This window comes from Phycicoccus sp. M110.8, from assembly GCF_032464895.1.
GTDB lineage: Bacteria > Actinomycetota > Actinomycetes > Actinomycetales > Dermatophilaceae > Pedococcus.
Genome location: NZ_JAWDIC010000003.1, coordinates 243,677 through 266,559 on the forward strand (window position 1 = coordinate 243,677; position 22,883 = coordinate 266,559).

General features: G+C 72.0%; 19 protein-coding genes. 11 read left to right on the forward strand and 8 right to left on the reverse strand.

The features are described 5' to 3' along the window. Positions 1-103: 103 nt before the first annotated feature. Complete coding sequence (locus RKE38_RS14440; RefSeq protein ID WP_316008180.1) at positions 104-1,117, reverse strand: 4-hydroxy-3-methylbut-2-enyl diphosphate reductase; 1,014 nt, start codon at positions 1,115-1,117, stop codon at positions 104-106. A gap of 203 nt (positions 1,118-1,320) precedes the next feature. Between RKE38_RS14440 and xseA the strand changes: the two genes are divergently transcribed. Beyond that, complete coding sequence (gene xseA / locus RKE38_RS14445; RefSeq protein WP_316008181.1) at positions 1,321-2,571, forward strand: exodeoxyribonuclease VII large subunit; 1,251 nt, start codon at positions 1,321-1,323, stop codon at positions 2,569-2,571. Between the two features lie 10 nt (positions 2,572-2,581). After that, positions 2,582-2,845, forward strand: coding sequence for an exodeoxyribonuclease VII small subunit (locus tag RKE38_RS14450; RefSeq protein WP_316008182.1), 264 nt, complete (start codon positions 2,582-2,584; stop codon positions 2,843-2,845). A 43-nt stretch (positions 2,846-2,888) separates the two neighbouring features. Here RKE38_RS14450 and RKE38_RS14455 read toward each other — a convergent pair whose 3' ends face one another. Next, on the reverse strand, positions 2,889-3,449 hold the full coding sequence (locus tag RKE38_RS14455) for a DUF4245 domain-containing protein (protein WP_316008183.1): 561 nt from the start codon (positions 3,447-3,449) through the stop codon (positions 2,889-2,891). Positions 3,450-3,546: 97 nt separating this feature from the next. Between RKE38_RS14455 and glpX the strand changes: the two genes are divergently transcribed. The 4 genes from glpX to RKE38_RS14475 all read left to right on the forward strand — a co-directional run bounded on the left by glpX (position 3,547) and on the right by RKE38_RS14475 (position 7,892). After that, positions 3,547-4,590, forward strand: a complete 1,044-nt coding sequence (gene glpX / locus RKE38_RS14460) for a class II fructose-bisphosphatase (RefSeq protein ID WP_310154410.1) — start codon at positions 3,547-3,549, stop codon at positions 4,588-4,590. Further along, positions 4,587-5,504 carry a carbohydrate kinase gene (locus tag RKE38_RS14465; protein WP_316008184.1) on the forward strand — a complete coding sequence of 306 codons (918 nt, stop codon included), beginning with the start codon at positions 4,587-4,589 and terminating at the stop codon, positions 5,502-5,504. The genes glpX and RKE38_RS14465 overlap by 4 nt, the downstream gene beginning before the upstream one ends. A gap of 49 nt (positions 5,505-5,553) precedes the next feature. After that, positions 5,554-7,290 carry a fumarate hydratase gene (locus RKE38_RS14470; RefSeq protein ID WP_316008185.1) on the forward strand — a complete coding sequence of 579 codons (1,737 nt, stop codon included), beginning with the start codon at positions 5,554-5,556 and terminating at the stop codon, positions 7,288-7,290. Between the two features lie 71 nt (positions 7,291-7,361). Continuing rightward, entirely contained in the window at positions 7,362-7,892 is a 531-nt protein-coding gene (locus tag RKE38_RS14475) for a carbonic anhydrase (protein WP_316008186.1), read from the forward strand. A gap of 72 nt (positions 7,893-7,964) precedes the next feature. On the opposite strand, the gene RKE38_RS14480 is transcribed toward RKE38_RS14475, so the two are convergent. Further along, the gene (locus RKE38_RS14480; RefSeq protein WP_316008187.1) at positions 7,965-8,387 is read right to left on the reverse strand and encodes an organic hydroperoxide resistance protein; all 423 of its coding nucleotides are present in this window, start codon (positions 8,385-8,387) and stop codon (positions 7,965-7,967) included. Between the two features lie 194 nt (positions 8,388-8,581). On the opposite strand from RKE38_RS14480, the gene lhgO reads away from it, so the two are divergent. Further along, positions 8,582-9,775: an L-2-hydroxyglutarate oxidase gene (gene lhgO / locus RKE38_RS14485; protein WP_316008188.1), complete on the forward strand. Its 1,194-nt coding sequence runs from the start codon at positions 8,582-8,584 to the stop codon at positions 9,773-9,775. Positions 9,776-9,801: 26 nt separating this feature from the next. Here the strand turns inward: lhgO and glmM are convergent, their stop codons facing one another. From glmM to rplM, 3 genes are all read right to left on the reverse strand, one after another. Continuing rightward, complete coding sequence (gene glmM, locus RKE38_RS14490) at positions 9,802-11,148, reverse strand: phosphoglucosamine mutase (protein WP_316008189.1); 1,347 nt, start codon at positions 11,146-11,148, stop codon at positions 9,802-9,804. Between the two features lie 164 nt (positions 11,149-11,312). Then, entirely contained in the window at positions 11,313-11,816 is a 504-nt protein-coding gene (gene rpsI, locus RKE38_RS14495) for a 30S ribosomal protein S9 (RefSeq protein ID WP_316008190.1), read from the reverse strand. 8 nt (positions 11,817-11,824) lie between these two features. Continuing rightward, positions 11,825-12,268 carry a 50S ribosomal protein L13 gene (gene rplM / locus RKE38_RS14500; RefSeq protein WP_316008191.1) on the reverse strand — a complete coding sequence of 148 codons (444 nt, stop codon included), beginning with the start codon at positions 12,266-12,268 and terminating at the stop codon, positions 11,825-11,827. A gap of 235 nt (positions 12,269-12,503) precedes the next feature. Between rplM and RKE38_RS14505 the strand changes: the two genes are divergently transcribed. The 3 genes from RKE38_RS14505 to RKE38_RS14515 are packed head-to-tail and all read left to right on the forward strand — an operon-like array spanning position 12,504 to position 14,945. Next, positions 12,504-13,124 (forward strand): winged helix-turn-helix domain-containing protein, encoded by a 621-nt coding sequence (locus RKE38_RS14505; protein ID WP_316008192.1) that lies wholly within the window; start codon positions 12,504-12,506, stop codon positions 13,122-13,124. Next, positions 13,121-14,407 carry an MFS transporter gene (locus RKE38_RS14510; RefSeq protein ID WP_316008193.1) on the forward strand — a complete coding sequence of 429 codons (1,287 nt, stop codon included), beginning with the start codon at positions 13,121-13,123 and terminating at the stop codon, positions 14,405-14,407. The genes RKE38_RS14505 and RKE38_RS14510 overlap by 4 nt, the downstream gene beginning before the upstream one ends. 43 nt (positions 14,408-14,450) lie before the next feature. Further along, on the forward strand, positions 14,451-14,945 hold the full coding sequence (locus tag RKE38_RS14515) for a pyridoxamine 5'-phosphate oxidase family protein (RefSeq protein WP_316008194.1): 495 nt from the start codon (positions 14,451-14,453) through the stop codon (positions 14,943-14,945). A 6-nt stretch (positions 14,946-14,951) separates the two neighbouring features. On the opposite strand, the gene RKE38_RS14520 is transcribed toward RKE38_RS14515, so the two are convergent. Beyond that, a complete protein-coding gene (locus RKE38_RS14520; RefSeq protein ID WP_316008195.1) occupies positions 14,952-16,202 on the reverse strand; it encodes an MFS transporter in 1,251 nt (416 codons plus the stop codon). A gap of 88 nt (positions 16,203-16,290) precedes the next feature. Between RKE38_RS14520 and RKE38_RS14525 the strand changes: the two genes are divergently transcribed. Continuing rightward, positions 16,291-16,791, forward strand: coding sequence for a MarR family winged helix-turn-helix transcriptional regulator (locus RKE38_RS14525; RefSeq protein ID WP_316008196.1), 501 nt, complete (start codon positions 16,291-16,293; stop codon positions 16,789-16,791). Between the two features lie 130 nt (positions 16,792-16,921). Here RKE38_RS14525 and pulA read toward each other — a convergent pair whose 3' ends face one another. Further along, positions 16,922-22,750 (reverse strand): pullulanase-type alpha-1,6-glucosidase, encoded by a 5,829-nt coding sequence (gene pulA, locus RKE38_RS14530; RefSeq protein ID WP_316008197.1) that lies wholly within the window; start codon positions 22,748-22,750, stop codon positions 16,922-16,924. Between the last annotated feature and the right edge of the window lie 133 nt (positions 22,751-22,883).

Below are 22,883 nucleotides of genomic sequence, written 5' to 3' on the forward strand. Positions count from 1 at the left end.
GGGCGGGCCGGTCGACGGGGCACTTCGCCGAGGTGGAGGTCAGGCGGCGCGTCGCCGCGGCGCGCCCACCCGCCCAGGACGACGGCGAGGCACACCGGAGGCCTCAGTGCAGCGAGCCGGCTTCCTCGAACGCGCCGTCGTGGCGCATCTTGTCGCTCATGCCGTTGGCCTTGAGGTCGCGCCGGATCTCGTTCGGCAGCGCGAACAGCAGGCTCTCCTCGGCCGCGACGACCGGCTGCACGTCGGCGTAACCGCGGTCGGCCAGGAAGGACAGCACGTCCCGGACGAGGACCTCGGGCACCGAAGCCCCGGAGGTGACACCCACGGTGGTGACCCCGGCGAGCCACGCCTCGTCGATCTCCTCGGCGTAGTCGACGAGGTGCCCGGCGCGCGAGCCGTGCTCGAGGGCCACCTCGACGAGCCGCACGGAGTTGGACGAGTTGCGCGAGCCGACCACGATCATCAGGTCGCAGTCGGGCGCCATCTGCTTCACGGCCAGCTGGCGGTTCTGCGTGGCGTAGCAGATGTCGTCGCTCGGCGGGTCCTGCAGCGCCGGGAACCGCTCGCGCAGCCTGCGCACGGTCTCCATCGTCTCGTCCACCGACAGGGTGGTCTGGGAGAGCCAGACGACCTTCTCGGGGTCGCGCACGGTCACGTTGGCGACGTCGTCGGGCCCGTCGACGAGGGTGATGTGCTCCGGCGCCTCGCCCGAGGTCCCGACGACCTCCTCGTGCCCCTCGTGACCGATGAGCAGGATGTCGAAGTCCGCGTCGGCGAACCGGACCGCCTCGCGGTGCACCTTGGTGACCAGAGGGCAGGTCGCGTCGATCGTCCGCAGGCTCAGCGCCTTGGCCTCCTCGTGGACGACGGGCGCCACGCCGTGGGCGGAGAAGATGACGGTGGCGCCCTCGGGCACCTCGTCGGTCTCCTCGACGAAGATGGCACCCCGCTTCTCCAGCGTGGTGACCACGTGCTTGTTGTGCACGATCTGCTTGCGGACGTAGACGGGCGGCCCGTACAGCTCCAGCGCCTTCTCGACCGTCACGACGGCCCGGTCGACGCCCGCGCAGTACCCCCGCGGGGCGGCCAGCAGCACTCGCTTGGTCGGTTCGCTCATGCCCCCATCGTAGGTCGGGCACCGAACCCGGCCCGAACCGCCGTCCTTCCGCCTCCGAGATCTGGGACTTCGGCGCCAAAAGGCCCCCCGGCACCCGAGGTCTGGGACTTCGGCGCAAAAAGCCCCCGGCACCCGGGGTCTGGGACTTCGGCACGTGTGTGGTGGGCACCCCCACGTCGGCGCAGCCTCCTAGAGTTGGCGGCGTGAGCAGCCCCGCCCAGCGCGCCCCGCTGCCGGACCGTGCCGCCGACACCTCCCCCGAGCAGCCGTGGCCGGTGCGCCTGCTCAGCATGAAGATCGCCGAGTACGTCGAGAAGATGTCGGTCCTGTGGGTCGAGGGCCAGGTCGTCCAGCTCACCCGTCGTCCCGGAGCGCGCACGGCATACCTCACCCTGCGCGACCCGGACGTCGACATGTCCCTCTCGGTCGCCATCCAGGTCAACGCGCTCGACGCCATGCCGACGCCGCTCAGCCAGGGCGCCCGGGTCGTGCTGCAGGCCAAGCCGGTGTTCTGGACCCAGCGCGGCTCGCTCATGCTCGACGCCCGGCAGATCCGGCCGGTCGGCGTCGGCGAGCTGCTCGCCCGGGTCGAGCACCTCAAGCAGCTGCTGGCGTCCGAGGGCGTCTTCGACCCCGAGCGAAAGAAGCCCCTGCCGTTCCTGCCCCGGACGGTCGGCCTCGTCTGTGGGCGCGCGAGCGCGGCCGAGAAGGACGTCGTCGAGAACGCCCGGCGCCGCTGGCCGTCGGTCCGGTTCGCCATCCGCGAGGTCGCGGTCCAGGGCCCCACGGCCGTCCAGGAGGTCACGGCGGCCCTCGCGGAGCTCGATGCCGACCCTGAGGTCGACGTCGTCGTCATCGCGCGGGGTGGTGGGTCGGTCGAGGACCTGCTGCCGTTCAGCAACGAGGCGCTCGTCCGCGCCGTCGCCGCCGCCCGGACCCCGGTCGTCTCCGCGATCGGCCACGACGTCGACACCCCGCTGCTCGACCACGTCGCGGACTGGCGGGCCTCCACCCCGACGGACGCCGGCAAGCGGGTGGTCCCCGACGCGCACGCCGAGCGCGAGGGCGTGCGGCAGGCGGCCGAGCGTGCCCGTGGCGCCCTGCGGCGGCGCGTCGAGGCGGAGCGACGGCACCTCGTGGCGGTACGTTCGCGGCCCGTGATGGCCGACCCGTCCGCCATGCTCGAGGTGCGCCGCCGCGAGCTCGACGCGCTCCGCGACCGCGCCCGCCACCGGGTCCTGGCCGCCGTGCACCGGGCGAGCGACCAGGTGGGTCACCTCCGGGCGCAGGTGCGCGCCCTGTCGCCGCAGTCCACCCTCGAGCGGGGGTATGCCGTGGTGCAGCACCGCGACGGCCGCGTGGTGCTCGACCAGGCCGAGCTCGAGGTGGACGAGCTGCTGCGAGTGCGGGTGGCGCGAGGGGACTTCGGCGTCCGCGTCGCCGGGCTGTCCTAGGGTTGCCGCCATGGCCAGGAGCGAGAAGGCAGCAGCACCGGCGGACGACACCTCGACGCAGCAGGAGTTCCCCGACGTCGCCGAGCTGTCCTACGAGGACGCACGGGACGAGCTGATCTCGATCGTCGCCCAGCTCGAGGGCGGCCAGAGCGGCCTCGAGGAGAGCATGCGGCTGTGGCGTCGGGGCGAGGCGCTGGCCGCCCACTGCAGCACCTGGCTCGACGGTGCGGAGTCCGCACTGGCGGAGGCCGACGAGGCGCGCTCCGGCGACTGACGTCCGGCCGCGCGTCAGCCCGGCTCGCGGACCTGGCTCTGGGTCAGCCCTGGCCCGAGAAAGGCTGGAGCGCCTCGGCGAAGGTCGACAGCTCGTCGAACGAGCCGGTCCCGGTCACGATGGTCGTGAGCTGCCCGGGCGACTCGGCCTTGTGCACCAGGCTGTTCTGCACCTTGCCGCTGCGCACGTAGGTGCCCCAGGTGAGGCCGCCGACCTGGGTCTGCCCCGTCTCGCGGGCACGGTTGGTCTGCGCCGCCAGCCAGCCGGCGGTGGCGTCCTTCGTCTGCTCGATCGCGACGTAGTTGCCGGTGGGTGACTGGTACCCGGCGTGCCAGGTCATCAGGCCGTCGGTCGAGCGCACGTAGCGGACGCTCGTGGCCTTCCATCCCTGCGGCAGGCCCTGGGGCGCCTCGATCGGCCACTTCGTGTCCGCAGCGACCTGGGTGGCGACCGACGCCACGTCGACCGGGGGCTGGCTGACCTGGTTGACCCGCGGCACGACGGCGATGAGCACCGCGACGATCGCACCGACGACGAGCATCGAACGGATCATGTTCGCCACGGACCCGTTGGCGTAGGAACTGCGGGGGGCGGGGGTGCTCACGGGACCATCGTCCCTGACGCGGACCGCCCGGCGCCAACCGCCCCGGGCCCCGATAGGCTCGGTGGCACTTCCCCGACGCCGCGTGAAGGATCGATGCATGTCCGAGCAGCACCTGCCCTCGTCCCTTCGTGTGGGTGGGGAGGCGCCGGACCGGAACCTCGCCCTCGAGCTGGTCCGGGTCACCGAGGCCGCCGCCATGGCCGCCGGCCGCTGGGTCGGCAGGGGTGACAAGAACGGCGCCGACGGTGCGGCCGTGGAGGCCATGCGCACCCTGATCTCGACCGTCTCCATGAAGGGCGTCGTCGTCATCGGCGAGGGCGAGAAGGACGACGCGCCCATGCTCTTCAACGGCGAGGAGGTCGGCGACGGCAACGGGCCGGAGTGCGATGTCGCGGTCGACCCCATCGACGGCACCACCCTCACGGCCAAGGGCCAGTCGAACGCCGTGTCCGTCCTGGCGGTCGCCGAGCGGGGCGCGATGTACGACCCGAGCGCGGTCTTCTACATGGACAAGCTGGTCACGGGCCCGGAGGCGGCCGACGTCGTCGACATCCGGCTGCCCGTCGCCGAGAACGTCAAGCGCATCGCCCGCGCCAAGAAGGAGGGCGTCGAGGACGTCACGGTCGTCATGCTCGACCGGCCCCGCCACGAGAAGCTGGCCCAGGAGGTGCGCGAGGCCGGCGCCCGCCTGCGGTTCATCTCCGACGGCGACGTCGCCGGCGCGATCATGGCCGCCCGGGACGACACCGGCATCGACCTCCTGCTCGGCATCGGTGGCACGCCGGAGGGCATCATCACGGCCTGCGCCATCAAGTGCCTCGGCGGCGTCATCCAGGGCCGGTTGTGGCCCACCGACGACGAGGAGCGACAGCGGGCCGTCGACGCGGGGCACGACCTCGACCGGGTCCTGTCCACGGACGACCTGGTCAGCGGTGAGAACTGCTTCTTCGTCGCCACCGGCATCACCGACGGCGAGCTGCTGCGCGGCGTCCGCTACCGCGCGGGTGGCATGACCACCCACTCCCTCGTCATGCGGTCGAAGTCCGGGACGATCCGCATCATCGAGAGCCACCACCAGCTCGCGAAGCTGCGCGCCTACTCTGCCATCGACTTCGAGGGCGCCGCGGCAGGTCGGGCATGAACCCGCGGCTGCTGGTCGTCGGGGAGGCCCTCGTCGACATCGTCGTCGACGGCAGCGGCGAGCCGGTCGAGCACGTCGGCGGCAGCCCCGCCAACGTCGCCGTCGGCCTGGCCCGGCTCGACCACCCCGTCGACTTCGCCTGCTGGATCGGCCACGACGAGCGCGGCGAGCGGATCGCGTCCCACCTGCGCCGCCACGGCGTCACGGTCCTGCCCGAGAGCTTCGGCGAGGACCGGACGTCCACGGCCGTGGCGACACTCGACGCGACCGGCGCTGCGACCTACGAGTTCGACCTGCACTGGAACCTCCCGTCCGTCCCGCTCCCCAGCGGCACCGGCCACCTCCACACCGGGTCGATCGGCACGGTTCTCGAGCCCGGCGCCGCCTCGGTGACCGAGCTGATGCGCGCGGTCCGTGAGGTCGGCACGACCTCCTACGACCCGAACATCCGGCCCAGCATCATGGGCGGCCTCGACGCCGTCCGGGTGCGGGTCGAGGAGCTCGTCGCCCTCAGCGACGTGGTCAAGGCGAGCGAGGACGACCTGGAGCTGCTCTACCCCGGTCGCACCCCCGACGAGGTCATGGCGCACTGGGTGTCCCTCGGCGCCCTGCTCGCCCTGGTGACGCTGGGCGCCGACGGCGTTGCCTTCCGCGTCGCCTCCGGCGAGGAGGTCGAGCGCGTGCCCGCCGTGGCCGAGCACGTCGTCGACACGGTGGGCGCCGGCGACTCGTTCATGGCCGGCCTGGTGTCCGGGCTGGTGGTCGGCGGGCTGCTCGGCGACCCCGGTGCCCGCGAGCGGCTGCGGCGCGCGACACTGGAGGACGTGCGGCCCGCCGTGGAGCGCGGCGAGGCCACCAGTGGTGTGACGGTCGGACGGGCCGGCGCCTACGCGCCCAGCCTCGACGAGCTGTGACCCGCGCGGCCAGCGCCGCACGCGACGACGAAGGAGCACCGAGCAGACCATGGCCCAGACCGACACCGACGCAGCACCCGTGACCGCCGGGACCGAGCCGAAGGACCCCACGCCCGGCCTCGAGTACGTCGACCTGCTGCCGCTCGGCGAGGACCGCACCGAGTACCGCCTGCTCACGACCGAGGGCGTGAGCACCGTCGAGGGCCCGGGCGGCCGCACCTTCCTGCAGGTCGAGCCCGAGGCGCTGCGCCTGCTCACCGAGACGGCCATGCACGACATCGCGCACTACCTGCGCCCCGCCCACCTGGCCCAGCTGCGCCGGATCGTCGACGACCCCGACGCGAGCAACAACGACAAGTTCGTCGCACTCGACCTGCTCAAGAACGCCAACATCGCCGCCGGCGGGATCCTGCCGATGTGCCAGGACACCGGCACCGCCATCGTGATGGGCAAGCGCGGCCAGCACGTGCTCACCGAGGGCACCGACGAGCGCGCCATCAGCCAGGGCGTCCTCGACGCGTACACCCGGCTCAACCTGCGCTACTCCCAGATGGCGCCGATCACGACGTGGGAGGAGAAGAACACCGGCTCGAACCTCCCCGCGCAGGTCGAGCTCTACGCCGACACCGCACCGGGGCACGAGACGGCATACAAGTTCCTCTTCATGGCCAAGGGCGGCGGCTCGGCGAACAAGTCGTTCCTCTACCAGGAGACCAAGGCGATCCTGAACCCCGAGCGGATGCTCGCCTTCCTCGACGAGAAGCTGCGCTCGCTCGGCACCGCCGCCTGCCCGCCGTACCACCTGGCGATCGTCATCGGCGGCACGAGCGCCGAGTTCGCGCTCAAGACGGCCAAGTACGCCTCGGCGAAGTACCTCGACGACCTGCCGACCTCGGGGTCGATGGCCGCCCACGGGTTCCGTGACACCGAGCTCGAGGAGCAGGTGCTCGAGCTCACCCGCAACTTCGGCATCGGCGCCCAGTTCGGCGGGAAGTACTTCTGCCACGACGTCCGGGTCGTGCGCCTGCCCCGTCACGGCGCCTCGCTGCCCGTCGCGATCGCGGTCTCCTGCTCGGCCGACCGGCAGGCCCTCGGCAAGATCACGCCCGAGGGCGTCTTCATCGAGGTGCTCGAGAAGGACCCGGCGCGGTTCCTCCCGGAGACCACCGAGGAGCACCTCGAGGGCGAGGACGACGTCGTCCGCATCGACCTCAACCGGCCCATGGACGAGATCCTCGCCGAGCTGACCAAGTACCCCGTCAAGACGCGGCTGTCCCTGACCGGCCCGCTCGTCGTCGCCCGCGACATCGCGCACGCGAAGATCAAGGAGCGCCTCGACGCCGGCGAGGGCATGCCGCAGTACCTCAAGGACCACGCCGTCTACTACGCAGGCCCGGCCAAGACGCCGGAGGGGTATGCCAGTGGCTCCTTCGGGCCCACGACCGCCGGCCGGATGGACTCCTACGTCGAGCAGTTCCAGGCCGCCGGCGGCTCGATGGTGATGCTGGCCAAGGGCAACCGCAGCACGCAGGTCACCGACGCGTGCGCCTCCCACGGCGGGTTCTACCTCGGCTCGATCGGCGGACCCGCCGCGCGCCTGGCCCAGGACTGCATCAAGAGCGTCGAGGTGCTCGAGTACCCCGAGCTCGGCATGGAGGCCGTCTGGAAGATCGAGGTCGAGGACTTCCCCGCCTTCATCGTCGTCGACGACAAGGGCAACGACTTCTTCGCCACGACGACCAAGCCGATGGCCATGTCCATCCCCAAGCGTCCCGGGCTGCTCTGACCGAGCCGCCGGGCCGAGCACCACACCCACCCACGACCCCCACCACCTCGACGACCAAGGAGAGTGCTGCTGTGACCGACGCTGGAACCGGATCGCCTTCTGTCGCACCGGGCTTCGACGACCTGCTCGAGGCGAACAGGAAGTACTCCGAGACCGAGTTCTCCACCGGCGGCTTCGACGGCATCGCCCACGCGGGTGTCGCCATCGTGACCTGCATGGACTCGCGGATCGACCCGCTGCGGCTCGTGGGCCTCCAGCCCGGCGACGCCAAGATCTTCCGCAACCCCGGTGGCCGGGTCACCGCGGCCGCCCTCGAGGCGCTCGTCCTGGGCGTGCACCTGCTGAACGTCAAGCGCATCCTCGTCGTCCCCCACACCCGGTGTGCGATGGCCTCCAACAGCGAGGCGGAGCTGCGCGAGCGCGTGGGCGCCTCCGCCGGCCAGGACGCCTCGTGGCAGCAGTTCAACGTCGTGACCGACCAGCGGGCCGCCCTGCTGGCGGACGTGCGTGCGGTGCGGACCCACCCGCTCGTCCCCGAGTCGGTCGCGGTGGGCGGCTTCCTCTACGACGTCGACAGCGGGCTGCTCCAGCAGCTGGCCTGAGGCCGTCGACGACACCGCCCCGGGCGTGCGCAGCAGCGCGCGCCCGGGGCGGTTGCGTTCGTGGGTCAGCGGTCAGTCGACACTGACGGTGACGTCGATGTTGCCCCGCGTCGCCTTGGAGTAGGGGCACCGCTCGTGTGCCGCCTCGACGATCTTCTGCGCCGCCTCGGGCTCCAGGCCCGGCAGGTGCGCGGTGATCGCCACGGCCAGCCCGACGCCGGTCTCGGTGCTGCCCAGGCTGACCTGCGCGGTCACCGTGGACTCCGAGAGGTCCAGGCCCTGCGCCTGCCCGATCGACAGGATCGCGTTGCCGAAGCACGCGGCGTAGCCCGCGGCGAACAGCGTCTCGGGGTTCGCCTTCGGGTTCGCCTTGGACCCGGGCTTGCCGAGCTCGAGGTCGAGCACCCCGTCCTCGCTGCGCACGCGGCCGCCACGTCCGCCCTTGGCGGTCGCCGCGGTGGTGTAGAGGGTCGAGGTCAGGGCTTCGTAGGGCATGGCGGTCCTCCGGGTCGGGTGCGTCGTCGAGCCCAATCCCACCACGCGCCGTCGCGCGCGCCGGATCCGGGCCCAGCACCCGGGACCCGCCCCGGTTCGCAGGACCCGGCCCGCCACCCGGACCCGCGGAGGACGCCGCCGGCTCCACCACCTGCCGGACCCGCGCCGGCGGCGCCGCGGCATACGCTGCCTCCATGTCTGCGCGCAGGGTCGTCGTCATCGGCGGTGGCATCGTCGGTCTCGCGGTGGCCGAGCGGCTGTCCCGCGAACCGGGCACCGCGGTCACCGTCGTGGAGAAGGAGCCGACGTGGGCCGCCCACCAGACCGGGCGCAACAGCGGCGTCATCCACTCCGGGCTGTACTACGCGCCCGGGTCGCAGAAGGCACTCATGTGCCGGGCCGGCTCGCAGTCGATGATCGAGCTCGCGCGCGAGGAGGGCATCCCGCACGAGGTCTGCGGCAAGCTCGTGGTCGCAACGCAGGGACGCGAGCTGGCCGGGCTGGCCCGCCTGCGCGACCGCGGCCGGGCCAACGGCCTGGTCGTCGAGGAGCTCACGCCCGAGCAGGCGCGTGAGGTCGAGCCGCACGTGCAGTGCGTCGCCGCCCTGCGCATCCCGGCGACGGGGATCATCGACTACGGCGCCGTGTGCCAGGCCCTCGTGCGACGCCTCGAGTCGCGGGGCGCCACGCTCGTCCTCGGGGCCGAGGTGCTGTCCTCGGTCCAGCGCGGGCCGGTCACGGTCGTGCGGACGACCCGCGGCGACCTCGAGGCCGACGCCGTCGTGGCGTGCGCGGGACTGCACTGCGACGTGGTCGCCCGCCGCCTGGGGCACCACCCCTCGGCCCAGGTCATCCCGTTCCGCGGCGAGTACTACGAACTGGCCCCAGGGGCCACCCACCTGGTGCGCAACCTGATCTACCCGGTGCCGGACCCGTCGTTCCCGTTCCTCGGCGTGCACCTGACCCGCGGCGTGGACGGCCACGTCCACGCCGGACCCAACGCCGTGCTGGCGTTCGCCCGCGAGGGCTACACGTGGGGGACGGTCGTCCCGGCCGAGCTGCGGCAGACCCTGGCCTACCCGGGCTTCTGGCGACTCGCCCGGCGCTACTACCGGGAGGGAGCACGCGAGATGCTGCGCTCGGCGTCACGCCACCAGTTCGGCGAGAGCCTGCGCCGGCTCGTGCCGGAGGTCCGCGACGAGGACCTGGTGCCCACGGCGGCGGGTGTGCGCGCCCAGGCGATGAAGCCGGACGGCACCCTCGTCGACGACTTCCTCATCGAACGCGCGGGCAACGTCGTGCACGTCCTCAACGCGCCGTCGCCCGCCGCCACGAGCGCCCTGGAGATCGCACGCCACATCGCCGGGCTCGTCCCCGCCGACGCCTGACGGCCTGAACCGCGGACCGGGGCCGCTCAGAGCGAGAGGCGCTCCCGGACGACGGCGACGAGGCGGTCGGCCACGGCCGCGGCCTGCTCTTGCTCGGTGGCCTCGACCATGACGCGGACGACCGGCTCGGTCCCCGACTTGCGCAGCAGCACGCGGCCGGAGCCGGCAAGGGCCTCCTCCTCGGCCTTGACCGCCTGCTGGAGCTCCTCGTCGGACTCCACGCGGGACTTGTCGACGCCCTTGACGTTGACCAGGACCTGCGGCAGCCGGCGCATGACCGTGGCGAGCTCGGCGAGGCTCGTGCCGGTCTCGGCGACCCGGGCGGCGAGCATGAGGCCCGTGAGGACGCCGTCGCCGGTCGTGCCGTGGTCGAGGAAGATGACGTGGCCGCTCTGCTCGCCGCCGAGCGTGTACTCGCCGGCCCGCATGTCCTCGAGCACGTACCGGTCCCCCACGCCGGTCTGGCGCACGGTGACGCCCTCGCGCTCCATCGCCTGGAGCAGGCCGAGGTTGCTCATGACCGTGGCGACGAGGGTGTCCTTGGCGAGGGCCCCCCGCGACTTCAGGCTGACGGCGAGGATCGCCATGATCTGGTCGCCGTCGACCTCGGTGCCGGTGGCGTCGACGGCCAGGCAGCGGTCGGCGTCGCCGTCGTGCGCGATGCCGAGGTCGGCCCCCTTGGCGACCACGGCCGCCTTGAGGTGGTCCAGGTCGGTCGAGCCGTAGCCGTCGTTGATGTTGAGGCCGTCGGGCTCGGTGCCGATCTCGACGACCTCGGCACCGGCCAGCCGGAACACCTCCGGCGAGACGGCCGACGCGGCCCCGTGGGCGCCGTCGATGACGACCTTGAGTCCGTCGAGCCGGTGCGGCAGGGCCTCGAGCAGGTGCGCGACGTAGCGCGCCTGACCGGCGCGGTTCTGGTGCACGCGACCGACCGAGGCGCCCGTGGGACGCTCCCCGTCGCGGTCCATGCTCGCCGCGATCTCGTCCTCGACGGCGTCGGGCAGCTTGTGGCCGCCGGCCGCGAAGAACTTGATGCCGTTGTCGGGCATGGGGTTGTGCGAGGCCGAGAGCATGACGCCGAAGTGCGCGTCCATGTCCGCTGTGAGGAAGGCGACGGCGGGCGTCGGCAGCACCCCCACGTCGTGCACGTCGACGCCGGCGGAGGCGAGCCCGGCGACCACGGCCGAGCTCAGGAACTCGCCGGACGCTCGCGGGTCGCGGCCGACCACGGCCTTGGGGCGACGGCCGGCCTCGCGCGCCTCGCGTCCCAGCACGTGCGCCGCGGCGACGCTCAGCCCCAGGGCCAGCTCGGCCGTGATGTCGACGTTGGCGAGCCCTCGGACCCCGTCGGTCCCGAACAGTCGTGCCATGGAGAGGAAACCTTTCGACGAACGTGCGCCCGCGGCATACGCGCGCGCGACGGTCCCGCGGACAGCGGGAGGCGCCTAGCGAAACTACCCCGAACGCGCCGGAGGCGGCACCCGGGTCGAACCGGGTGCCGCCTCCGGGCGGTGCTGCCAGGCAGGAGCCGGGATCAGCGCTTGCTGTACTGCGGGGCCTTGCGGGCCTTCTTGAGACCGGCCTTCTTGCGCTCCGGGACGCGGGCGTCGCGGGTGAGGAAGCCGGCCTTCTTCAGCGCCGGGCGGTTGAGCTCCTCGTCGACGCCGTTGAGCGAGCGGGCGACACCGAGGCGGACGGCACCGGCCTGGCCCGAGGGGCCACCGCCGTGCACGCGCACGAGCACGTCGTAGGCGCCGTCGAGCTCGAGCACCTTGAGCGGCTCGTTCACGATCTGCTGGTGGACCTTGTTCGGGAAGTAGTCCTCGAGCGAGCGGCCGTTGATCTTCCACTCACCGGTGCCGGGGACGATGCGCACGCGGGCGATGGCCTGCTTGCGACGGCCGGTGGCACCGCCAGGGGCGGAGGCGGACGGACGACGGGTGGACTCGCCGGCGACGGGGCCCTCGGACTCGGAGGTGTACTCGGTCAGCTCGGGCTCGTCGCTCTCGAGGACCTGGTCGTTGATGTTCTCGGTCACGATGTTCCTTACTGGGAGACCTGGGAGATCTCGAACGGGACGGGCTTCTGGGCGGCGTGCGGGTGTTCGGCGCCGGCGTAGACCTTGAGCTTGGTCAGCTGCTGGCGGCCCAGGGTGGTCTTGGGGAGCATGCCGCGGACGGCCTTCTCGATCGCCTTCTCGGGGCTCTTGGCGAGCAGCTCGGTGTACGAGGTGCTCTTGAGGCCGCCCGGGAAGCCGGAGTGCCGGTAGGCCCGCTTCTGCTCCGCCTTGGCGCCGGTGAGGGCGACCTTGTCGGCGTTGATGATGATGACGAAGTCACCACCGTCGACGTGCGGGGCGAAGGTGGGCTTGTGCTTGCCGCGCAGCAGCGTCGCGGTCTGGGACGCGAGGCGGCCCAGCACGACGTCCGTGGCGTCGATGACGTGCCAGTTCCGAGTGACCTCGGCCGGCTTCGGGGTGAAGGTGCGCAAAGTTCTGTGCCTTTACAACGGTTCGGATGGTGCGTATGCCGTGGGCGCCCGAGGCGCTGGCGAGTCGCCCGCGAGGGCGCACGACACAACAGTCCTCAAGTTTAGGGGCGACCAGGGACAGGCCCAAATCGCCGCAGCGAGCCGTCGAAACCGCCCCGGACCTGCACGAATGAGGATACACAATGTCTGTGCACACTTCTTGTGCAAACAGACTGTGCAAAGGTATTGTGCACGCATGGCCTCTCCCACCCCTCGTGAGCACCTCGGCGACATGACCGGCCTGCGCCTGGACGCCGCGGCCGTGAAGGTCCTCGCCCACCCCCTGCGCTCCCGGCTGCTGGGCGCCCTGCGCGTTGGCGGCCCGGCCACCGCGACCGACCTGGCCACCCGGCTCGGCACCAACTCGGGCGCGACGTCCTACCACCTGCGCAAGCTGGAGTCCGTCGGCCTCGTCGAGGACAGCGGCGAGGGCGAGGGCAAGCGCCGGCTCTGGCGCGCGGCCACCGACTTCCACACGTGGGACCCCAGCGACTTCGAGGGCGACGAGGACTCCGAGACGGCGCTCAACTGGCTGGTCCGCGACTACGCCCGGCACTTCTCCGAGCAGTTCGAGCGGTGGCTGGACGTCGAGGCCGACTGGCCGATGCCCTGGCGCGACGCGGCCGGCATGAGCGACTCGTTCATCATCGCCACGCCCGAGCAGGTCGAGCAGCTCAAGGCCGAGCTCGACGAGCTGCTCATCCGCTACCGCCGCGTCGGCCAGGGCAACCCGAACGCCCGCAGGCTCGCCGTCTACAGCGCCCTCTACCCCCTCGACCTCGACCGCGCACCGCGCTCCCGGGAGCAACGGTCATGACCACCACGCTGTCCCCCACCGGCGCGCGGCGGGTCTTCCTCGTCCTGACGACCACGCGCTGGCTGCCCGTGGGCTTCGTGGTCGGGCTGTTCGCGCTCATCGCCCGCGAGCGTGGCCTGTCGGTCGAGCAGATCACGCTCTACATGACCGCCCAGGGGATCATGGTCTTCCTGCTCGAGCTGCCGACGAGCGGCTTCGCCGATGTGCTCGGCCGCAAGCCGGTCCTGCTGGTCGCGGGAGTGGTCAACGTCCTGGCCGGCTTCGCCTACCTGTTCGCCCACTCGTTCTGGCAGTTCGCCGTGGCCGCCGGACTCATGGGCGTCTACCGCGCGCTGGACTCGGGCCCGCTCGAGGCCTGGTACGTCGACACCGTCCACGACCGGGAGCCCGGCGCCGACGTCCACCGCGCCATGTCGGCCCAGGGAGTCCTCGTCGGGGTCGGGCTCGGCGGTGGGGCCCTGGTGTCCGGCGGCCTGGTCGCCTGGCACCCCGTCCACGGGTCCAGCGCCCTGCTGCTGCCGATCCAGGTGTTCGTGACGCTGTGCGTGGTCCACCTGGTCGCGACGGCCGTCCTCCTGCGCGAGACCCCGCGCAGCGACGCCCGGCTGCGCGCCCGGCTGGGTTCCTCGGTGCGCGAGACGCCCATGGTGGTGCGTGACGGGCTGGGAATGCTGGGGCGCAACCGCGCGCTGCTGGGCCTGGTCCTCGTGGAGGCCTTCTGGGTGACGGGCATGACCGCCTACGAGACCTTCATGCCGCTGCGCCTCTCCGAGCTGCTCGGGTCCGAGGCGCGCGCCGGCGCGTGGATGGGTCCGGCGGCGGCCGGCGGCTGGGCGCTGTTCTCGGTCGGGTCGTGGCTCGGCGGGCGTGCCGCAGACCGGCTGGGCCTGGTGCCGGCCGCGGCCCTGGGGCGCGTCCTCAACGGGCTCGGCGCCCTGTGCATGGGACTGGTGTTCGGGCCCGCCGCCCTGGTCGCGGCCTACCTCGTAACCTACACGCTGCACGGCGCCGCGAGCCCGGCATACGCGGGGCTGCTGCACCGCGAGGCCAGCTCACGCAACCGCGCGACCATCCTGTCGATGAGCTCGCTCGCCATGCAGGCCGGCGGCGCCGTCGCCGGGCCGCTGCTGGGCCTGCTCGCCGCACGCACGTCGATCGCGACGGCCATGGTCGTCGCGGGGGCGGTCAGCACCTTGGGGGTCGTGTGCTTCCTGCCCGCCTGGCGCGTGCGCCGCCGCGGCGTCGATGTCGAGGACGCCCCGGCCGTTCCGTCCCAGGCCTGACCGGACACCACCGTCCGGCCCGGCCCCAACCGAAGGAGATCCCGTGAACGCCGACCAGCTCGCCGCCGTCCTCGCCAAGCCGATCGCCCAGGAGCTGCTCACCGGCCCGCACCTCGCCCGACTCGCCTACACCGGGCTCGACGGCGCGCCCCGGGTCGTGCCGATCGGGTTCCTGTGGAACGGCACGCAGGTGGACATGTGGACCGTCCCGGGCTCGGCGAAGGTCAGGGCCCTCGCAGCGGACCCGCGGGTGGCGCTCACCATCGACACCGCCGGTATGCCGCCACGCGTGCTGCTCCTGCGCGGCACCGCCGAGCTCACCACGATCGAGGGGATCCCCGAGGGCTACCTCGCGGCCGCCCCCAAGGCGGTCCCGGCCGACCAGCTCGAGCAGTGGGAGGCCGGCGTGCGCGCGCTGTACGACTCGATGGTGCAGGTCCGGGTCACGCCGACGTGGGCGACCCTGCACGACTTCGAGACGACCCTGCCGAAGGCCGTCCAGGACCTGCTCGACGCCAAGGCCGCCGAGCAGGCCTGAGGAGGCTCACGCCCCCACCGGGGTGGCGACCTCGTCCGGCACGGCTCGCGACGCCGCCGGCACCGCGCCGCCCCGGCGCAGGTCGCGCGAGCTCCGCACCAGCATCGGCGCGAACGACGCCACGGCCATGACGACCGCCGCCACCACGATGACCCGGCCGGTGCCGAACGTGTGCGCCAGCGGACCGGCGAGTGCGTTGCCGGCCGGGATGGCCACGAACGACGTGAGGATGTCCCACGACGACACCCGCGCCAGCACCGAGTGCGGGACCCCGTCCTGCAGCGCGGTGTCCCAGCAGACCGAGAAGTACATGAGCCCGCCGAAGGCCACCACGGCGGCCCCGAGGACCACGGGGAGCGTGCCCGGCCAGGCGAACGCCGCGGCATACAGCGCCATGAGGGCGACGCATGGCCAGCCCACGAGCAGCGGGCGGCTCGGGTGCAGCCGCAGCGCCAGGAGGCCACCGAGCAGGCCACCCGCGCCGGCGGCGGCGGAGATCCAGCCCAGGGCGGTGGGTCCGCCGAGGTCGCGGACGGCGATGACGTCGATGAGGACGGTGACCGCACCGAAGGCTGCGTGGTACGCCGTCGCGGCGAGCAGCCCGGCCAGCAGCCAGCCGCGGCTCGTCACCTCGCGCCAGCCCTCCCGCAGCTCCGCCACCATGCCGGTGCGCTCCGCGCGCGGCGCGTCGACCCGGATGGCGGCGACCGTGGCGGCCGAGCACAGGAAGGAGGCGGCGTTGACCGCGAAGGCCCAGGGCGCCCCGGCCCAGGCCACGAAGACTCCCGCGGCCGCGGGACCGGCGATGAAGGCGGCGTTCTGGAGGACGTTGAGGGTCGCGTTGGCGCCGTGGCGGCGCTCGACCGTCACGAGCAGCGGGCGGAGGGAGACGAACGCCGGTCCGAAGAAGGCCGCCGCTCCCCCGGTGACGGCCGCGAGCGCGCACAGGAGCAGCGCGCTGTCCTGGCCGGTGGCGAAGTAGGCAGCCGTGCCCAGCGTGCTCGCCGCCCGGACGAGGTCGCTGACGACCATGATCCGCCCGGGGGCGAGCCGGTCGGCGAGGACTCCGGCGAGCAGCGTGCAGGCGAGCCTGGCGGCCATGGTGACGGCGAGCACGAGGCCCAGCCGGCCCGCTCCGCCGCCGCCCGCGACGACGGCCACCGCCAGGGCGATGGGGCCGAACGCGTCGCCGAACCACGACAGCCCCTGCCCGGTGGCGAGGAGGCGGAACCCGGCGGGAGAGGGAGCACTGGCCATGGCGTCATAGTAGTTAGACGTCTGACTATCTGCAATCTAATTCTCAGACGGTATGCGGATCGGGCGCGTCCGCTGGCAGACTGGTCGGGTGAGCGAGCAGGAGCGGGACTGGGTGGACCAGCACGTCGACCGGTGGCGGACCACGTTCCGCGGCTTCGACCCCGAGGTCGAGGGGATCATGGTGCGGATCGGCGCGCTCAACCGCCACGTCAAGGGGGCCAACACCGCGGCCTTCGAGGAGCTGGGCGTGGGCCAGTCGGAGTACGACACCCTGCACACGCTCCTCATCCAGCCCGAGCCGAACGAGGCCACGCCCGCGCAGCTCGCCGAGGCCTGCCACGTCACGCGCGCAGCCATGACCTCCCGGCTCGACCGGCTCGTCGAGCTCGAGTACGTGACCCGCGAGAGCGACCCGCTCGACCGGCGCCGGATCATCGTGAGGCCCACGGCCGCCGGGCGGCAGATCTGGAAGCGGGCCCTCGAGCTCGCGCTGGTCAGCGAGAAGAAGACGCTCGAGGTGCTGAGCGAGCAGGAGAAGGTCGAGCTCAACGCCCTGCTGCGCAAGGTCGTCCTGGGCCTGCAGCGCTGAGGTCCCGGGCCGTGGGGCCCCGCCAGCCGCTGCGCGCGGCCGCTCCCGGGCCGGCTCGGCCCGGCACAGGTGTGCGGCGCGGCCGGCAGGCCGCGCCGCACACCCTCCCCTGGTCCCGCGCCGGGAGGACTCAGCGCTGGACGAACACCGCCACCGTCCGCGGCGGCACGGTGGCCGTCCCGCTCGTGGCGTCCCAGGTCGCCGTCCTGACGACCGGGTCGGACCCGCCGGCCTGCACGGGCGACAGCGCGAGCGAGGCACCGGCCAGGCCGGGCACCTTCTGTGCCACCGCGTCGGGAGAGGCGTTGAAGACGACGACCAGCCCGCGCAGCGACGGGTCGGCGTCGGCGCCCTTCGTGTCGTCGATCCGCATCGCGATCACTCCCGCGTGCGCGTCGGCCGTGCCGCTCGCGGGGAAGGACACCTTGGTGTCGATCGCGTCAGCCGTGCCGAGGCGGAACAGCGGCGTGGAGAACCGCAGCCGCAGCAGGTCCTGCGCCGCCGCGCTCGCGCCCTGCACCTGCGCCGCCGTGGGCTTCAGCGCCGGGTTGGCGAGCAGCGGCTTCTGGTACTGCCACTTCGACTCGTTGTCGCCCTTGAGCGGCAGGCCGTGGCCGAAGCCGTTGTCGGCGCCGGTCCAGTCGAGGGTGTTGAACCAGTCACCGCTGTCGTAGCTGTTGCGGTCCAACGACTTGCTGCGCAGCAGGTCGGCCCCGGCGTGCCAGAACGACGGCGTCTGCGACAGCGCGGTGGTGGCCAGCGACAGCGTGTTCATCCGCACGCGGTCCGCCATCGAGGTCGCCACCGGCAGCTTGTAGGTCAGGCTGTCGAACAGCGTCTCGTTGTCGTGGGCGTCGACGTAGGAGATGACCTCGTCGGGCTGGTCGGCGTACCCCGCCGGCGAGCCGTTGTAGTCGACGTCCTTGCCCTGGGCGACCTGCCCGGAACCGTTGAGCCGGAACGAGAACGAGCGCAGGTTGCCCGCCAGCCCGAGCTCCACCAGGTCGGTGTCGTGCTTGAGTCGCGCGTCGGCGTTGGGGTTGGCGCCGGTGTCCCCGTTGGGGTCGGTCGCCTCGCCGCTGCCGAAGCCCTGCGTGCGTGGGTCCTCGTCGAAGGGACCGCCACCGCGGACGGCGTCACGCAGGCGGTCCGAGAAGGTGCCGATGTGCGTGCCGCCGAGCTGGCCCTGGGTGGCCTGCTCGAACCGCGCGTTGTTCGCGACCTCGCCGAAGTTCCAGCCCTCGCCGTAGAGGTAGATGCTCTTACCGTCGACGCCGTCCCTGGCCAGGGTCAGCCGGTCCAGGGCCGCGCGGACGGCGAGCATGTTCGCCTTGGAGGCGTGGCCCATGAGGTCGAACCGGAAGCCGTCGACCTTGTACTGCTTGGCCCACAGCACCACCGAGTCGACCATGACCTTCTGCGCCATCGCGTGCTCGGTGGCGACGTTCTGGCAGCAGGTCGACGTCTCGACCGCACCGCTGGCGTTGAGCCGCTGGTAGTAGCCCGGCACGACCTTGTCCAGGACGCTGGTCGGCGCCTGCCCCGACGCCGGCGTGTGGTTGTAGACCTGGTCGAGGACGACCCGCAGGCCGTCACGGTGCAGGGCACCGACCATGGTCCGGAACTCCGCCACCCGCGAACCGCCGTCGGCCTTGGCCGCCGTCGAGGTGTACGAGCCCTCCGGCGCCATCCAGTGCCACGGGTCGTAGCCCCAGTTGAAGGCGTCCTTGGCACGCGCGGCGTCGACGCAGGCCTGCTGCTTGTCACTGTCCGGTGCGGCGGAACGGAAGTCGGCACAGCCCGGCTGGTCCTCGGGACGCTGCTGCTCCGCCGGGTCCTCGGGGATCGAGGCGATGTCGAAGGTGGGCAGCAGGTGCACGGTGTTGAGGCCCGCCGCGGCGAGCGCCTTGAGGTGCTTGGTGCCGTTGCCGTTCTCCGCGAACGCGAGGTACGACCCACGGTTCTGCGCGCTGACCGAGGAGTCACCGACCGAGAAGTCGCGCACCTGCAGCTCGTAGATCGTGGAGTCCACGTCCTGCTTGAGGGGCGGCGAGGCGGTGGTGGCCCAGGCGGCCGGCCGGTATGCCGGGTCGGCCAGGTCGACCGCTACCGACTTGGTCGAGTCGAGGGTCAGCGCCACGGAGTAGGGGTCGGTCACCGGGGTCGTCTCGACCTTGCCGGTGGTGGGCACCCAGACGGTGACGTCGTAGAGGTACCGCGCGTTCTTGGCCCCGGCCGTGGCCGACCACGACCCGTCGTCGGAGCGCTTCATCGGCGTCCGGGTCGCCGCGCTCACCGGCGCGTCGGCCGGCGAGCCCGGCGCCCACGTCAGCAGGTCGACCTTGTGCGCCGTCGGCGCCCAGAGGCGGTAGCTCGGCCGGCTGCCACGGAAGGTGACGCCGTAGGCGCCCTTGCTGGCGTCCGCGGCATACACGTCGTCGAGGACGTAGGCGGTCTGCACCCCGGTGGCGTCCAGCAGGCGGTGCACCGTGTCGAACATGCCGACGGCGACCTGGCCCCGCAGGATCTCGGGCACCTGCTTGGCCGTCTTCCGGTCGAGCCGCAGGGCGAGGTAGCCCTTGAGCTCGGGGTGCGCGGCGACGACGGACGCGGGCAGGCCGCGGGAGTCGTACGTCAGCGGCGCGGACGAGCCGCCGGTGATCGCCTCGGCGTCGACGGCGAGGCCGCCGTCACGGGCCCACGCGAGGTCCCACTTCAGCAGCGCCGGCTCGGCACCGTCCGGCACCATCGACGCCGGCCAGGCGACGAGGTCACGGCTGACCCAGATGGCGCGCTGCTTGGTGATGTCGGGAGCCGTGCCGGCCCGCGCGACGGTGGTCGTGATCTCGTGGGTCGAGCGCTTGTACGAGATCGTCACGAGCATGCCGTCGTTCGGGACGGTGAGGCTCACGTTCGAGCCGTTGAACGCGCCACCGGCGCCGTAGTTCACGTCCCAGCTCAGGCCCTCGGCCACCTTGAACTCATAGACGCCCGCGGGGATCTGGGTGGTCGAGAACGTGTAGGTGCCGTCGCCGTCCGGGTCCTCCAGCCAAGGCTTCATGCACTCGGGCTTCCAGTCCGCGCAGCCACTGATCTTGCTCTGGAAGCTGCCCGGCGCCGTGATGATCGGGCCCTGGGCGTCAGAGGTCACCCAGTGCGTGGCGTGGTCGTAGTAGAACGAGACCGGCCCGGTGGCGGGGGTCGTGTAGGAGATGTTGTCGCCGCCGGGACGACCGCCCGCGCCGTAGTTCTCGTCCCACGTCTTGTTGATCGCGGCCTTGTACGCGAACGGCCGGCTCGGCGGCAGGTTCGTGTACGTGCCCTTCCAGACCTGGTCGGCCGCGGAGAGGGTCAGCTGGGCCTGGTCGCACCACGGCGCCCAGTCCTCGGGCGAGCCGTCGGCCTTGACGCAGCCCATCTCGCTGTTGTGGTCACCGGGGACGCTCACGGCGTCGGGCTGGGTGACCGGGCCGACCCCGCCGGTGCCGCCGCCGCTGGCCTTGGGGTCACCGACGATGCCGTAGGAGGACGTGGCCGAGACGTGGCCCGCGGTGTCCTTGGCGATGGCGCGGTACTCGAGCAGGGTGCCCTTGGCCAGGCCGGTCACGTCGTGGAAGACGCGGTAGGGGGCGTTGTCGTCGGTGCCGAGCGGCGTCCACGTGGTGGTGCCGACGGGGCGGTAGGCGAAGCTCACCTGCGCGAAGGTGTTGTCGGGGATGGCGGCGCCGATCTCGGCCCGGCCACCCACGACGTCACCGGCGCCCGGGGACGTGAGGTAGAGCGCGGGAGCCGACTTCGGCTGGTCCATGGGCGTCATGGCCTTCCAGACCGAGACCGACTGCGCCGGCAGCGTGACGGTCAGGCGACCGTCCTTGGCCGAGCGCACGGACGACGTGGTGCCGTCGATCGGCGCGAAGCCCTGGTTGTGGCCGTAGGTCGCGAAGGTCGCCGACTTGGCCGTCGAGGCGTTGTTGAGGGCCACGACGTACTCGGTGCGCTTGGCCTTGTCGATGCGCGAGAAGGCGAAGATGCCGGCCGAGCTGCTGGCGTACCGGTGGACCTGCGCACCGTCGGCGAGCGCAGGGTAGGCGGCGCGCACGGCAGCGAGGTCCTTGATGTGGCGGTAGAGCGGCGCCCTGGTGTTGTAGCGGTCCTTGGAGCCGCTGGTGTCGCCGAGCACCTGCTCCTTGGCGTAGGACTCGGTCTTCGTCGCGAACATGTCCTGCCGGGCGGCCTTGTCACCGCCGGAGCCCATGAAGCCCTGCTCGTCGCCGTAGTAGGTGATCGGCTGGCCGCGGGTCAGGTACATCAGCGAGTCGGCGAGCTCGACCCGCCGCAGCAGGTCCGCGTCGTCCGCGCTGGCGCCCTTGAGCATCATCGCGACGCGGCCCATGTCGTGGTTGCCGAGGAAGGTCGGCAGCTCGTAGGCGTTGGAGTCGGTGTCGGTGTAGTAGTCGTCGTCGGCGTACAGGTCGCGCAGGTCGGTGCCGGCCTTGCCCTGCACCCAGTTGACCGCCTGCTGCTGGAACCCGAAGTCGAGCGTCGCGGGCAGCCGGCCCGTGGTGGTGTACTGGCTCATGAACGACGGGCGGGCGTCGTAGACCTCGCCGAACATGAAGAAGTCGTTGTTCCCGTCGTGCCGCGCCTGCTGCAGCATCGCCGGCCCGAAGCTCTGCCAGAACTCCATGTTGACGTGCTTGACGGTGTCGATCCGGAAGCCGTCGACGCCGAAGTCGACCCACGCCTTGTAGATGTCCTCCATGCCCTGCTGCACGCTGAGCTTCTCGGTGAAGAGGTCGTCGAGCCCGACGAAGTCGCCGTACTCGGCGGACTCGCCGGCGAAGGTCGAGTCACCGCGGTTGTGGTAGTCGGTCACGTCGTTGAGCCACGAGGGCACCTTGACGGTCGCGTCGGCGGGGGTGTTGAAGTACGGGGTGTACGGGAAGGACGTCGCCGGGTCCATCGCCGGGAAGCCGGGCTTGCCGGCATACGTCTTGTCGTCGAAGACGTTGCCCTGGGCGTCCTTGTACGGGTAGGAGGTCTTGTCGCGGTAGGAGTACTGGCCCTCCTTGTAGTTGATGACGTCCGCGGTGTGGTTGGTGATGATGTCGAAGAAGACCTTCATGCCCTTGGCGTGGGCCTTGGCGATGAGCGCCTTGAGGTCGGCGTTGGTGCCGAGGTGCGGGTCCACCTGGGTGAAGTCGGTGATCCAGTACCCGTGGTAGCCGGCGCTGTCGTTGGGCGGGGTCCCCTGGACCGGGCGGTTCTTGAACGACGGCGTGAGCCAGATCGCCGTGGTGCCAAGGCCCTTGATGTAGTCGAGCTTGGACTCGATGCCCTTGATGTCGCCGCCGTGGTAGTAGCCGCTGTTGGTCGGGTCGTATCCGGTGACCGACTTGTCACCGCTGAGGCCGCCGCGGTCGTTCGACGGGTCGCCGTTGGCGAACCGGTCGGTCATGACGAAGTAGTAGCGCTCCTTGGTCAGCCCGGCGCGCAGCGAGTCGCCCGCCATCGCCTTGTCCTGGGCGGTCACCGCACCGGCGAGGTCGAGCGGGCGGATGCCGAGCTGGTGCGTGGTGTCGTCGTAGGAGAACTCGAGCTTGGCCGGGCCCTTGAGGACGAGCGGGATGTTCGCCCCGTCCTTGGCGCCGCCCGCCCCGTAGTTCTCCGACCACGAGTGGTCGATGACGACCTTCATCTCGTAGGAGCCGGCCGGGACCGTGAAGGTGCGGGTGTACGTGGTCCCGCCGCCCACCTGGGTGAGGTCGGTGGCCGCGCAGTCGGCCTGCCAGTCGGCCGAGCAGCCGAGCTCGGACTGCAGCGAACCCGCCAGCGTGGCGGTGCGGGGGGCCGCGTCGGCAGCGGAGGCGGGCAGGGCCGCGGCGAGGGGGACCGCCGCTCCCGAGATGACGACTGCCGCACCGGTGAGGGCGGCGAGGAGGCGGCGGCGACCAGCCATGACAGCTCCTTTGCTGCGAGGGGGACGCGTCACTGTAGGACCGCCCTGCGCCGGCCCGCCAGACCCCGACTGCAACTTTCCGCAAGAAATTGCGAAGTCTTGACCCTGCAGGTCAGCGGGCCGGCACCCTGCA

Coding starts and splice junctions, on each gene's coding strand:
- RKE38_RS14440 (WP_316008180.1), bottom strand. CDS start 1,117: ATGAGCGAACCGACCAAGCGAGTGCTGCTGGCCGCCCCGCGGGGGTAC.
- RKE38_RS14450 (WP_316008182.1), top strand. CDS start 2,582: ATGGCCAGGAGCGAGAAGGCAGCAGCACCGGCGGACGACACCTCGACG.
- glpX (WP_310154410.1), top strand. CDS start 3,547: ATGTCCGAGCAGCACCTGCCCTCGTCCCTTCGTGTGGGTGGGGAGGCG.
- RKE38_RS14465 (WP_316008184.1), top strand. CDS start 4,587: ATGAACCCGCGGCTGCTGGTCGTCGGGGAGGCCCTCGTCGACATCGTC.
- RKE38_RS14470 (WP_316008185.1), top strand. CDS start 5,554: ATGGCCCAGACCGACACCGACGCAGCACCCGTGACCGCCGGGACCGAG.
- RKE38_RS14480 (WP_316008187.1), bottom strand. CDS start 8,387: ATGCCCTACGAAGCCCTGACCTCGACCCTCTACACCACCGCGGCGACC.
- lhgO (WP_316008188.1), top strand. CDS start 8,582: ATGTCTGCGCGCAGGGTCGTCGTCATCGGCGGTGGCATCGTCGGTCTC.
- glmM (WP_316008189.1), bottom strand. CDS start 11,148: ATGGCACGACTGTTCGGGACCGACGGGGTCCGAGGGCTCGCCAACGTC.
- RKE38_RS14505 (WP_316008192.1), top strand. CDS start 12,504: ATGGCCTCTCCCACCCCTCGTGAGCACCTCGGCGACATGACCGGCCTG.
- RKE38_RS14510 (WP_316008193.1), top strand. CDS start 13,121: ATGACCACCACGCTGTCCCCCACCGGCGCGCGGCGGGTCTTCCTCGTC.
- RKE38_RS14520 (WP_316008195.1), bottom strand. CDS start 16,202: ATGGCCAGTGCTCCCTCTCCCGCCGGGTTCCGCCTCCTCGCCACCGGG.
- pulA (WP_316008197.1), bottom strand. CDS start 22,750: ATGGCTGGTCGCCGCCGCCTCCTCGCCGCCCTCACCGGTGCGGCAGTC.